Origin of the sequence: Bradyrhizobium sp. LTSP885 (genome assembly GCF_000938305.1) — a bacterium.
Lineage (GTDB): Bacteria > Pseudomonadota > Alphaproteobacteria > Rhizobiales > Xanthobacteraceae > Bradyrhizobium.
The window spans coordinates 1-12603 of the sequence record NZ_JYMT01000027.1; the positions used below are offsets into that span (position 1 = coordinate 1).

At 63.3% G+C, this 12603-nt stretch carries 13 protein-coding genes; 8 read left to right on the forward strand and 5 right to left on the reverse strand.

Annotation, left to right across the window (positions count from 1 at the left end; all coding sequences use genetic code 11):
* Positions 1–1172: flagellin N-terminal helical domain-containing protein (locus tag UP09_RS17685; RefSeq protein WP_044539649.1), on the reverse strand; the 1172-nt coding region annotated here is incomplete at its 3' end.
* A gap of 619 nt (positions 1173–1791) precedes the next feature.
* Between UP09_RS17685 and UP09_RS17690 the strand changes: the two genes are divergently transcribed.
* The 3 genes from UP09_RS17690 (at position 1792) to UP09_RS17700 (ending at position 3691) form a co-directional block, all read left to right on the forward strand.
* Positions 1792–2454, forward strand: coding sequence for a Crp/Fnr family transcriptional regulator (locus tag UP09_RS17690; RefSeq protein WP_349643915.1), 663 nt, complete (start codon positions 1792–1794; stop codon positions 2452–2454).
* Between the two features lie 252 nt (positions 2455–2706).
* Positions 2707–3363, forward strand: coding sequence for a Crp/Fnr family transcriptional regulator (locus tag UP09_RS17695; protein WP_502689061.1), 657 nt, complete (start codon positions 2707–2709; stop codon positions 3361–3363).
* 79 nt (positions 3364–3442) lie between these two features.
* On the forward strand, positions 3443–3691 hold the full coding sequence (locus UP09_RS17700) for a hypothetical protein (RefSeq protein ID WP_044539543.1): 249 nt from the start codon (positions 3443–3445) through the stop codon (positions 3689–3691).
* A gap of 77 nt (positions 3692–3768) precedes the next feature.
* On the opposite strand, the gene UP09_RS17705 is transcribed toward UP09_RS17700, so the two are convergent.
* Entirely contained in the window at positions 3769–4380 is a 612-nt protein-coding gene (locus UP09_RS17705) for a helix-turn-helix domain-containing protein (RefSeq protein ID WP_052833123.1), read from the reverse strand.
* A gap of 637 nt (positions 4381–5017) precedes the next feature.
* On the opposite strand from UP09_RS17705, the gene UP09_RS17710 reads away from it, so the two are divergent.
* Both UP09_RS17710 and UP09_RS17715 read left to right on the forward strand, forming a co-directional pair.
* Positions 5018–5434, forward strand: coding sequence for a hypothetical protein (locus UP09_RS17710; RefSeq protein WP_044539544.1), 417 nt, complete (start codon positions 5018–5020; stop codon positions 5432–5434).
* 77 nt (positions 5435–5511) lie between these two features.
* Positions 5512–6180 (forward strand): hypothetical protein, encoded by a 669-nt coding sequence (locus tag UP09_RS17715; protein ID WP_052833124.1) that lies wholly within the window; start codon positions 5512–5514, stop codon positions 6178–6180.
* A gap of 69 nt (positions 6181–6249) precedes the next feature.
* Here UP09_RS17715 and UP09_RS17720 read toward each other — a convergent pair whose 3' ends face one another.
* Both UP09_RS17720 and UP09_RS17725 read right to left on the reverse strand, forming a co-directional pair.
* Entirely contained in the window at positions 6250–6432 is a 183-nt protein-coding gene (locus UP09_RS17720) for a hypothetical protein (protein ID WP_044539545.1), read from the reverse strand.
* A 93-nt stretch (positions 6433–6525) separates the two neighbouring features.
* Complete coding sequence (locus UP09_RS17725) at positions 6526–7533, reverse strand: glycoside hydrolase family 3 N-terminal domain-containing protein (protein WP_245302041.1); 1008 nt, start codon at positions 7531–7533, stop codon at positions 6526–6528.
* Positions 7534–7606: 73 nt separating this feature from the next.
* On the opposite strand from UP09_RS17725, the gene UP09_RS17730 reads away from it, so the two are divergent.
* Positions 7607–9748, forward strand: a complete 2142-nt coding sequence (locus tag UP09_RS17730; protein ID WP_082070182.1) for an acetoacetate--CoA ligase — start codon at positions 7607–7609, stop codon at positions 9746–9748.
* Positions 9749–9760: 12 nt separating this feature from the next.
* Here the strand turns inward: UP09_RS17730 and UP09_RS17735 are convergent, their stop codons facing one another.
* A complete protein-coding gene (locus tag UP09_RS17735; protein ID WP_044539548.1) occupies positions 9761–10696 on the reverse strand; it encodes a LysR family transcriptional regulator in 936 nt (311 codons plus the stop codon).
* Positions 10697–10768: 72 nt separating this feature from the next.
* Between UP09_RS17735 and UP09_RS17740 the strand changes: the two genes are divergently transcribed.
* Both UP09_RS17740 and UP09_RS17745 read left to right on the forward strand, forming a co-directional pair.
* A complete protein-coding gene (locus tag UP09_RS17740) occupies positions 10769–11929 on the forward strand; it encodes a DSD1 family PLP-dependent enzyme (protein WP_044539549.1) in 1161 nt (386 codons plus the stop codon).
* Positions 11923–12603 carry an HAD-IA family hydrolase gene (locus UP09_RS17745; RefSeq protein WP_044539550.1) on the forward strand — a complete coding sequence of 227 codons (681 nt, stop codon included), beginning with the start codon at positions 11923–11925 and terminating at the stop codon, positions 12601–12603. Before UP09_RS17740 ends, UP09_RS17745 begins: the two co-directional genes overlap by 7 nt.

Below are 12603 nucleotides of genomic sequence, written 5' to 3' on the forward strand. Positions count from 1 at the left end.
GACACCGCGATCGACTGGCGGGTCGACAGCGCCTGGCTGTTGGCCGCTTCCTCGTTGGTGTCGGCCAGCGTCAGGTTGGACGAGCCGGTCTGCAACACGTTGATCAGGTTCTTGTTGAAGTCCTGACGGATCTGCACGACCGAGAGGTTCGAACCGAGCGACGACGCTTCCGAGCGGAGCGTGTCGGAGGCCGAGCCGAGCTTGGCAACGATGGCGTTTGCCGAGGTGCTGTCCAGGAAGTCGGTGCCAGCAGTCAGCGAACCGAGACCGAGGCCGCCTGCGTTGAAGGTCACGCCCGAGATGTTGAGGGTGGACTTGCCGGTTTCATTGAACGTCAGCTTCAGATTGTCGCCGTTCAGCAGGTTGACGCCGTTGAAGGACGAATCCTGGGCGGTCGTCGTAATCTGCTGGATGATGACGTTGTACTGGCTGACGAGGTTGCCGCGAGTCGACTGCGAGGTCGGATCGGCAACGGCAGCGTTGACCGTGCCGACCGTTGCAGCCGTCGTGCCCGAGATGTCGACGCCTTCACCGGTCGGGGCAGCGCCCGTCTTGGTGATCGTCTGGCTGGCGGCATCGTTGGTGGAGGTGAAGGTCACCGTGTCGGCGGTCGCGGAGACCGACGCCGAGACGGCAACGCCGTTCGAAGACAGCACGCTGTTGAGCTGATCGAGCGTCTTGACGGTCGCGGTGCCCGCACCGGTCGCGAAGCTCGAACCGATTGTGACCGCGAGCGAGCCGGTAGCCGTCTTGAAGGTGATGACCGAACCGCCGAGCTTGCCGGCGTTGAGGTCGGTGGCCACCGTGGTGCCAGTGCCGGCGCCAGTACCGGTGACGTCGACATTGGCCTTGGTCGAGTAGCCGACCGGGCTCTGCAGCACCTGGTTGGCGATCGACTTCGCGGTATCGACCAGCTTCTGCAGCGAGGTGATGCCGGTGTTGGCGGACTGCAGGACCTGCACGCCGTTGCCGATGCCATCCAGCAAATTGTTGATGTCGCTGGCGCGGTTGTCGAGCGATTGCGCCGTGAAGTAGTTGGTCGGGTTGTCGAGGGCGGTGTTGACCTTCTTGCCGGTGGCAAGGCGATTCTGCGTGGTCGAGAGCAGATCGGCTGTCGACTGCAGCGAGAGCAGGTTTTGACGGACCGATGACGAAAGGACGATGTCGGACATACTGATACCCTTCTGGATGAACACACGATTGACGCGACGCCGCAAATTTCACGCGGCGATCGCGGCCACACTGGGCCGTCGGCGCTACCCGTTCGTTAAAGACCTGCTCCGTACTAATACCCAGAAGACCCATGCCCGGTAATTCTACGGGCGGATGCTACGGTCGACGCGGCAGGCGGCAGCGATTTGGCGGCGCATGCGTTGCGGCTGAAGAATTCTCCTGCGTCCACAGGGCGTCACGCAGCGCAGCACGGTCGACCCGATGCATCACGCGATCGGAAGCGCGTGCGTGACCACGCGAGATCGGCGCGTTCAAACGTTAATGAAAATCAACGAATGCCAACGAAAGCTGAAACCTTCCGCGACCACTCCGCGTGTCGCGAATCGAGCCGATTGCCGCGGCGTCGAAGGCTCGGGCGGATGTCTGCCCTGTAGAATGTATAAAGGCGGCACCACAACTCTTGTGCAATTGGACAGGGAAGCTATGTTCGCTGCCATTCCACGCGCCAAGAGTAGCCAAGAGTAGGTGATGCGAGACCCTAAAGTGCTCCCGCCCTCGGCAGGAGCCCCAATGTCTGCGGTATCGCGTCCGCCTAATCGTCTGTTGCAAGCGCTCCCCGTGGCAGAGTACGAGCAACTCCATTCGATTCTCGAAACCGTCGAGCTGACCAAGGATACGGTGCTGGCCGACGCCGGCGCGCCGGTACAGCGAGTCTATCTGCCGCACAGCGGCGTCGTTTCGATGATGGTCCATTTGTCCGACGGGCAGTCGGTCGAGATCGCGACGGTCGGCCGCGACAACATCGTCGGCGCGACTGCCGCGCTTGATGGCGGTCCGCTGTTCGCCGATGCGATCGTCGTGGTGCCGGGGACCGCTTCGGTATTGAAGGCGGAGGACTTCCGCGAGATGGCCGATCGCAATGTCGTCTTCCGGACATTGGTCAGTCGCTATGAGCAGGCGCTGACGGCTCAGACCCAGCAGTCCGTCGCGTGCAACGTTTCGCATCCGGTTGAGGCGCGGCTATCGCGCTGGCTGCTCCGCGCGCGGGATCTGTGCGGCAGCGAGGCATTGCCGCTGACCCAGGAGATGCTGGCGCAGATGATCGGTGTCCGGCGCAACGCGGTCTCGATCGTCGCGCACGGATTTCAACAGGCCGGCATCCTCCGCTATAGCCGCGGGCACATCGAAATCACCGATATCGACGGTCTGCGGAAAGCGTCCTGCGAGTGCTACGCGACGGTCAAGGCGCATGCGGAGCAGTTGGTCGGAGTGGAGGATTGATCGCGCCAGGCGGCGAGGCATCCGCCCGAGCCAGCCTGCTGGTATCCACGGCGACCGGCAACAAGGCTTAACAGAACTGTTTCTCTTTGGAAAAAAAACTGGCAACATAGCGTGTAGAGATGCACCGCTGCACGCGGCAGCGTCGGTGCCCAGAGACAAGCTTTGCCGGCCAGGCCGGAGGTTGCTTTGGATACGATTGCGCGACCACCGAATGGATTTCTGTCATCGCTGTCGACGAGCGATTTCGAATTGATGCGCCCGCATCTGCGCACCGTCGACCTAGCTGCGGATTCAGTGCTGGTCGAGGTCGATGAGGTCCTCAAACGCGCATACTTGCCCCACAAGGGCGTGATCTCGCTGGTGGTCAAACTGGCAAGGGGCGAGCACGTACAGGTCGCGATGGTCGGCCACGACAGCATCTTTGGCGCATTCGCCGGACTCGGCGTGGCGCCTTCGCTCAACAGTGCCATGGTGCTGGTGCCGGGCGTCGCCTCGGCGATCGAGGTCGAGACGTTGCGGGCGGCCGCCGGCCAAAGTCCGACGCTTCGGGCCGCGCTGATTCGGCACGGGCTCGCCGTCTATGCCCAGATCCAGCAGACTGCCGGCTGCAACGCCGCCCACACCGTGGAGTCGCGGTTGGCACGCTGCCTGCTTCAAACGCGCGATCTCTCCGGCAGCAACAAGATTGTTCTGACGCAGGAAATGATGGCGCAGATGATCGGCGCGCGGCGCAACAGCGTATCGCTGGTCGCGCACACGTTGCAGCAAGCCAATTTCATCCATTACAGCCGTGGCCATATCGAGATCACCAATCTCGACGGCCTGACCAAGACATCGTGCGAATGCTACGCCACGGTCAAGGCCCAGTATGCGGGGCTGCTGCATTGTCAGGAGGTCTTCAGCGCCTGAGCCGTACTTCTACGGCGTGGAATTTTCACGGTCGGATAACGTTGCATCCCCAAAGTCGCGTGGACGCGCGGGGGAGCCGATGTTCACTTACGAAACGACCGACCAGAAGGAAGCCAGGCGCTTCCGTATTGCCCAGTTCAACGGCCGATCCGCCACCATCCGTTCGGCCGATGCGACGGTCACGGGCCGGGTCCGCTCGATCGTCGAGAGCAAGACCAGTGTCAGGGCGACATGGGTGATCACGATCGTTCCGGAGGAGCGGCCATCCATCGTCCCGACGGCACGGCCGGCGCTGCGCATGCCGATTGCGGCGGAAGACTACGTCTGAACCACCCGATCGCCACTGCGCTCCGGCAATCTTCCAAAGCGATAGGCAATCCGCTGCCGCCGCTGCTTTCTCGCTAATCAGACCGGCTGCAACAGGGCCTTGCGGACGAGATCGGCGGTGTTGCGCGCACCGAGCTTGCGCATGGCTTCAGCGCGATGGCTTTCGAACGTGCGCGGACTGATGCTCATGCGCAACGCCCCCTGCTTGTTGGAATAGCCGTCGCTGATCAGGCTGAGCACTTCGCGCTCGCGCTTGGTCAGCGGTTTGCGGCCGGCTTCCGGCGCGAACATCACGTCGGGCGAACGGGAACGGGCTGGCATGTCGTCCCGGATCGGTTTGAGATCGGCCGCCGGGACAGCATTCGGATAGAGATCGGAAATCTGTTTCAGCATCGCGGAAACGCGCTCGGTTTGCTCGAGCGCATTCTCGATGACCTGCCGAAGGTAAATGCCGTTACCGGGCGTCTGCGCGAATTGATGACTGTGCTGCTTGAGCTCGTTCATGTAGAGCAACAGCGCCGTCACGGGTCCATTGAACTGGCGGACGATCGCAGCGCCAGCCTCCTCCGTCGCCGGCATTCGCTGCGCAGACGGCGGGCTCAGCGCTTGGTGATCCTGGGCCTCGAGCGGAGCGCACTCGTCCATCCAGGTCGGAAGGCGGAACTCGGCTCGATCATCGTGTTGCGTCATACGTATGGTTTACCGAAGGTGAACTGCGTCGGCGTTAACGCGGAACTCAGTAGAAATACGGATGGCGCAACTGTGATCCGGGGCCCGGCTAGCCAAAAGAGGCAGATGCCTCCTGATTTGGCAATGAATCTCGGATAAGCGGGCCGCGTTACGGTAGTCTTACGGGCGGGTTCCCACCCCGGTCTCCGTAATTCGACGGGGATAAATTTACTTTCGGCCGCTTCGCTCGAAAACACTCTGGCGCGTGGACTCGGCCGTCAATCGACGTGATTCGCCGCCTTCCGACAGGCCATCACGGTGCGCTGGACAACCCGGCAATGGTTCCCTGTGAGGGCGCTCGGAACCTCATGGACGGCGGAGCCGGAGGAACTTTTGCAGGAATCGTCCCGATATGACGAACCTGAACCACCAATACGCCATCCGTCGCGTCGACATTGTCCATGCCCTCGGCACCGGGATGGTCCGGTATCTCTTCAATACCGCGTGCTCCGGCACAGGGGTGTGAGACCGTTCACATCGGAGCGAGGGCACTGCGACAACAACGAACGGCAATTTACAGCCTTCCCCCGCGCCGCGATGATCGTCTCCCGGATAGCCCTCAAGACCCCGGCCAAACCCCGGCAAGGAGGCAGCGACAATGCGCAGACGAAACGGACCCTGGATGGCGATCGCGGCATTGGCCGCAGCACTGGCGCTCAGTGCCGGTGCGCAGGCTCAGACCGCAGCATCGGACACTGCAACGCCGACATCAGACAACGCAGTCATGGTCACGATCTTTCTCAAACACGACCAGTCGCGGCCGCTCAGCGAACTGAATGCCCAACTCGAGCGGCAGGGCTTCTACAAGGCGTTTCCGCCTGAAGGCATCGAGGTCGTCAGCTGGTACGTGATGATGGGAATCGGCCAGGTGGTGACGTTGCGGTTGCCGGCGTCGCGGCTGCGCGAGGTCAACCGCGTCATCGAGAACAGCGCCTGGGGCGCCTATCACACCGAATTCTATCCAACCTACGACTACAAGGCGGTCGGGATCGCGAACCACGAGAAAGCGAAGTAACGACCGGTTTGACGAGCGACCTTGCCTGACGTTTCCCGCACCGGTAGAAATACCGCGCCACCAGCGGAATCCTTTTCATGATCATGTTCGATCGCGGCACCAGCGCGCCCCACGCCTGCCAGCCGGGCTCCCGCCTGACCTTCGTACTCGCTTTGCTGGCGCTGATCGCAGCCAGTCCGAGCAAGACACACGCGGCGGACGATGCGGCAGCACCCGGGCGAGCTGTGCTGTACGAGGAGGATCGCGCCGATCCGGCCGGCCGCACGTCTTCGGGTTCGATCGTCTGGCACACCGACACGAACAAGTTGGCAGGCGCCCCCGATGACATCTTCGTGGTTGCCGACGTCGATATCCCGAACAAATTGAAGATGACGCTGACGCTCAAGCACAACACCGATACGTCGCTTCCAGCCAGCCACGTCTTCGAGCTGACACTCGTGCCCGTCCCCGGCCTTAGAGGAGGCGGCATCAACAGCGTGCCGGGCATGCTGACGAAACTGAACGAGCAGGCACGCGGCGCGCCGCTCGCCGGCCTTTCCGTCAAGGTGACCGACAATGTGTTTCTGGTTGGCCTGTCGAATGTCGACGCCGATCGCCAACGCAATCTGCAGGCTCTCAGGGAGCGATCGTGGATCGATATCCCGCTGGTTGACAAAATCCAGCACCGCTACATCCTCGCAATCGAGAAGGGCGGATCGGGGCAGATTGCCTTCACCAAGGCGTTCGCCGCCTGGGGGCAGAATTAATTCCACGGCCCCGGACTTTACCGGTTCTGAGCGGGCAGAACCGGTTCGTTCTGAGGCGCACGCCGACGGCTAAGCGTGGGCCTTCGAGCGCAGGCTCAGCTTTGTCGCCAGCATCCGCAGATCCTCGCTGCGCCCGCTGCAGAGCAAGCGCGTGAACTCGTCGGGATCGATGGAGGAGGGCGAGACATCGGCTGATTTGCCCGCGACGCGGCGCAGCCAAGTCAATCGGAAGAGACGCTTGAGCATCTTCATGGTTGTTGAGCCCCGATGAGCGTCATCACTAATTCGCGGCAATGCCGGTTGGTTCCACCTTCTGTCGTGCTTACGACGAATTTCGCTGTCAGCTCAGACGAGCAGCGCCTTGCGCCTTCGCACTCGCTCAATGGATTGCCGCACCGCGGCCTGATCGAGCGCTCCGCCGGCGACCCCCGCCGCGATCGCCTCGGCGATGGCGGCCATTTCCTGCTCCTGGTCGAACAGATTGTTGCCGATGCAGATCATGTCCATGCCGGCGCCGATTGCCTGCAGGCTCGCGGCATGGGTTCCGAGTGCCTTCTGCAGCCCCTGCATCTGCATGTCGTCTGATATCAGGAGCGTCTCCGGCAAGCGGCCGCGAAGCCGGCCGATTCCACCCGATGACAATGTCATCGGATTGCGTTCGTCCCACTGACGGACGATGGCGTGGCTGACCAGCACCGCATCCCCATAGATCTGCGGTGCGAGTGTGTAGAACAGGTCTTCCTGCTCCGGCCGCAACGCATCGGAGATATCCATGAACTCCAGATGCGAATCGACATTGGCGCCGCCAATGCCCGGGAAATGCTTCAGGCAGAGGCCTACTCCCGCCTGCCGCGCGGCAGCGTCGACAAGCCGCGCATTGGCCTCGACCTCACCGATATCGGCCGAATAGGACCGCTTGACCCTGCCGATGTTTGGATTGTCCGCATTATAGTCGACATCGATGACCGGCGCGAAATTGTAGCTGAAACCGAGCCGGCGCAACTCGCCATAGCTCGCGGCCAGGACTTTCTGCTTCTCCGCCGTCGCGAGCCGGTTGAAATCCTTCGCGCTCGGCAGCGGCGCAAAGCCCAGGCCATCCTTGAGTCGCCGCACCAATCCGCCCTCCTGGTCGATGAACACCATCGGGCCCGAGGGCAATGCCGCGATCTCGGCGCAGAGCGACTGCACCTGAGCCGGAGAGGCGATGTTGTTGTCGTACCGCCGCGTCTGGCACGAGTAATCGAACAGGATCACGCCGCCGAGCCCGAAGCGCGCGGCAAATTCCTTCAGCCACGGCGGAATGACCTTGCCGTAAAAGCCGAGGATGAAGAGTTCGCCGACCGGCATGGGCATTCGCTTATCCTGCGCGCAGAATCAGGTGCGGCTCGCTCCGAAAGCCATAGCACGCGGAGACAGCGGTAAGAATATGCTGACGCAACGGCCGTCGCGACGGCGTTCCCCGCGCTCGCGGCTCTATGGTAGAGAGGGCGTAAGCTACGACAAGAAGATCCGGAAACCGACCATGACAGCACCTTACGTCCCGCAGATGGCGCTTTACCGCCAATGGCTGAAAGAGACGCGCGGCCTTGAGTTTGCTCATTTCGAGGAGATGCGGCGGTGGTCGGTCGCCGACATCGACGGCTTCTGGCAGAGCGTCTGGGACTATTTCGATATTCAGTCACCGACGCCGCACACCGCGGTGCTGGCGAGCCGGAAGATGCCCGGCGCGGTGTGGTTTCCCGGTGCCCAGGTCAACTATGCCCGACAGGTCCTGCGCCATGTCGCGCCAGCGCATGCCGCGGGCCTCCCGGCCCTCGTCTCATGCGGTGAAGACGGCGTGTTATCGGAAACGAGCTGGCCCGAGTTCAAGCGCAAGGTCGCCGCGCTGGCGCTGCACCTGAAAGCCCAGGGCGTGCACTCCGGCGATCGCGTCGCCGCCTACCTGCCGAACATTCCGGAGACGATCATCGCGTTTCTCGCGACCGCCAGCTTAGGCGCGATCTGGAGCGTCTGCGCGCCCGACATGGCCGCACCCGCGGTGATCGACCGCTTCAAGCAGATCGAACCAAAGGTGCTGATCGCCTGCGATGCCGTGACCTACGCCGGCCGGCGCCATGATCGGCGGCCGGTGATCGACGAATTGCGGCGTGCGCTGCCGACGGTCGAGCATGTCATTCTGCACAGCGAGACTGCAGCGTCCGACACGCAGCTTTCGTCCATCCTCGCAGGCGACAACGCTGAGATCGATGCGTTCGAGCCGGAATGGCTGCCGTTCGATCATCCGCTCTGGATCGTCTATTCCTCAGGCACCACCGGACTACCGAAACCGATTCTGCACAGCCATGGCGGCGTGATCGTGGTGGCACTGCCGCTCTCGACCCTGCACAACGACATCGGTTGCAGCTACGACAGGAATTCATTCGGTGAACGCTTCCATTGGTACAGCTCGACCGGCTGGATCATGTGGAACAGTCAGACCAACGGACTGCTGAACGGAACCACCTGTTGCATCTTCGACGGCAGCCCGGGTGGCTCCAAGGACAAGCCGGACTGGACCACGCTGTGGCGCTTCGTCGCCGAGACAAAGGCAACATTCTTCGGCGCAGGCGCCGCGTTCTTTGCCAATTGCACCAAGGCGGAGATCGATCTCGCTGCCGTCGGCGACCTCTCGCAGCTGCGCGCGCTGGGCTCGACGGGATCGCCACTCAGCGCCGACACCCAAGCCTGGTTCAACGACCGCTTCGCCGCACTCTCGAGGGCCAACGGCAACGCCGCGCAGGCCGACATGTGGTGGGCGAACATCTCCGGCGGCACCGATTTCGCCGGCGCTTTCATCGGAGGCAACCGCGAACTGCCGCAGACGCCGGGGATCATGCAATGCCGCCTGCTCGGCTGCGCAGTGGAAGCCTTCGACGAGCAGGGCCGCGCCGTGATCGACGAGGTCGGCGAGCTTGTCTGCACCGAGCCGCTGCCGTCGATGCCGCTGCGGTTCTGGAACGATCCCGGTGACGCACGCTATCGCGCCAGCTACTTCGAGACCTATCCCGATAATTTCGACGGCTCGGGCCGCGGCCCGGTGTGGCGGCACGGCGACTGGCTCAAGATCAACCCCGACGGCGCCTGCGTGATCTATGGCCGCAGCGACGCCACCATCAATCGGCACGGCCTGCGCATGGGCACCAGCGAACTCTATTCGGCGATCGAGGCGCTGCCGGAAGTGCTGGACTCGCTGGTCGTCGATCTCGAATATTTGGGACGCGACAGCTACATGCCGGTGTTCGTGGTGCTGCGCGAGGGCATCGCGCTCGATGCCGCGATGAAGGCTGACATCAACAAGGCGATCGAAGCCGGATTGTCGCGCCGCTTCCTGCCCAACGATATCTTCGCGGTCGCGGAAATTCCGCGCACGCTGTCGGGAAAGAAACAGGAACTGCCAATCAAGAAGCTCCTGCTCGGCCATCCACTGGAAAAAGTCATCAACAAGGACGCGATGGCCAATCCCGGATGCCTGGATTGGTATCTCGAATTCGCAAGGAATTATCTGAGCAGGCAAGCCGGCGCCGCGTGAGCGTGCGCACCATCACCGCACGCTCTTCTTGATGTCCGCGCGCCATGGCGGCGGCGAAAGGCCGGCGCGCAAGGATTCGAGGAACGCCTGCGTCCGTCTGGCCCTGCCGCCGCGGCCCGGATTAAGGAGCGCAACGACGTCGGCAGGCGGCAGACGATGATTCTGCAGCACACGCACCAGCCGGCCCGCCGCCAAATCCTCTGCGACATCCCATTCCGACCGTACGATCAGGCCGCAATCCGCCAGCGCCCAGGCTTTCACGACCTCGCCATCATTGCTGGAGAGTGTCGGCTCAATCCGGACAACCTCCGGCGCCGACCCGGCACGCTTGCGGGAAAACCGCCAGAGCGTCACGTCCTCCTCGTTCTCGCGCAGCGCGATGCAATCGTGCCCGCGCAGATCCGGCGGACTGACCGGAGCTCCCTTTCGTTTCAGGTAGGCCGGCGAGGCGCACAGATATCGTTCATTCGACGCGAGGCGCTGAAGCTGGAGCGCGGAGTCCTTCAGCACGCCGATGTGGATCATGATGTCCCAGGAGCCCGCGGTCGCCCGCCCGAGCCGATCGGAGAGCTCCAGATCGACCGACGCGTCGGGATGCCGGGATCGGAATGCGGCAATTGCCGGTGCGATGTAGCGGCGTCCGAAGCCAAGCGGAGCGAGAATTTTGAGATGACCGGTGATGGTGCCACGGCGCGCCTGCAGCGCATCGGTTAACTCCGCCGCATCGTCGAGCAGCGCTCGGCCACGCAACAGCAGCAGTTCGCCCTCGTCGGTCAGCGTCAGCCGGCGTGCCGAACGGCTGACCAGTTGAACACCTAACCGCCGCTCGAGGCCCTGCAGCCGCTGCGAGACGGCAGGCGGTGTCACGTCGAGCGCGCGTGCCGCGGCCGCCAGCGTGTTGGCCGCGGCGATCGCAACAAAAAACCTGATATCGTCGGTCGAGAGCATTAAGCCTGAGCTTAATCTAGGAATGATAATCGGTAAATTGCACTTAGCCTAAAAGCGGCTAATCTTAAGTCCATGCCCCTCGCACCCGCGCCAACACCACTGCGATCCCTCGCCGGGATCGAGACCCCTTGCCTTGTCCTCGACGAAGGCCGGATGTTGAATAACATCGCCCGCCTGAGGGGCAGACTGACGCGGCTTGGCGTCCCCCTCCGTCCGCATCTGAAGACCGCAAAATCAGTCGAGGTCGCCCGCGCCGTCATGGACGGCCCGACCGGCCCGGCTGCGGTCTCGACCCTGCGCGAGGCGGAGGTGTTCGCCGCCGCAGGGGTCAAGGACCTCCTCTACGCCGTCGGCATTTCGCCGCAAAAGCTCAACCGCGTCACTGCGCTGCGGCGGCGCGGCGTGGACCTGTGCGTGATCCTCGACAGCATCGAACAGGCGAATGCCGTCACGGAAACGGCACGCGCGACCGGCGACCGGATTTCGGCGCTGATCGAGATCGACTGTGACGGCCATCGTGCCGGCGTCCGCGCAGACGACCCGCTGCTCGCCGAGATCGGTCGCAGGCTTCACGCCGGCGGCGCGGAATTGCGCGGCGTCCTGACCCATGCCGGCGAGTCCTATAACTGCCGCAGCGTGGCGGCGCTCGAGGCGGCCGCCGAACAGGAACGCGCGGCCGCGGTTGGCTGCGCCGAGGCGTTGCGCGCGGCCGGACTGCCGTGTCCGGTGGTCAGCGTCGGCTCGACACCGACGGCGCATGTCGCGCGCCATCTCGACGGCGTGACCGAAATGCGCGCCGGCGTCTTCGTGATGTTCGATCTGGTGATGGCCGGGATCGGGGTTTGCACGCTCGATGACATCGCGCTGTCGGTGCTCACGACCGTAACAGGCCATCGTGCCGATCGCGGCTGGACCTTCATCGACGCAGGCTGGATGGCACTGTCGCGTGACCGCGGCACCGCCAGACAGGCGGTCGACCAGGGCTATGGCGTGGTGTGCGACATCAACGGACGGCCATATCCCGATTTGATCGTGAGCGAGGCCAACCAGGAGCACGGCATCATCGCCCGTCGTCCCGGCAGCACGGCGCCACAAGTGCTGTTGCCGCTGGGCACGCGATTACGGATATTGCCGAATCATGCTTGCGCGACCGGCGCCCAGCACGACCGGTACCATGTCATCGGCGCTGGTTCTGACGTCGTCAGGGAATGGGAGCGGTTTCGCGGATGGTAGGAGATAGAGCGCACCCCACGACGCAAACTTACGATGCCGTCCTGTTCGACCTGCTGACAGCATTGCTGGACAGCTGGACGCTTTGGAACGAGGTCGCGGGCTCCGCGGAGGCCGGATACCGCTGGCGGGCGGAGTACCTCAAGAACACCTACGCCGCCGGGCGCTATCGTCCCTATGAAGATCTGGTAGGTGAGGCGGCGCGCAATGTCGGGCTTCCCTTCGAACGCGCGCACGAACTCGGCGCACGCTACGCGGAGCTCGAGCCCTGGCCGGAGGTCCGCGAGACCCTGCGAGCATTGCACGAGGCCGGCATCGCGTTGGGCGTCGTAACCAATTGTTCGGAACGGCTGGGCCGCATCGCGGCCGATCGCATCGGCGTCCCCTTCTCGGTCTTTGTGACGGCTGAGCGCGCCGGCTACTACAAGCCGCAACCGCAGCCCTATCAACTTGCACTGGATGAATTGCCGGCCGGCTCGAAGCGATGCCTGTTTGTGGCGGGATCCGGCTATGATCTGTTCGGAACGGTACGTGTCGGCCTGCCAACATGGTGGCATAATCGTGCCGGAATGACCTTGCCGGAAGGGGCACCTGCCCCGATCGTGATTCGCCGGGATATGACGACACTGCCGGCCTTCGTTCTCGGTCACGACATGCCCGGCCGTCCCGCGACTTAA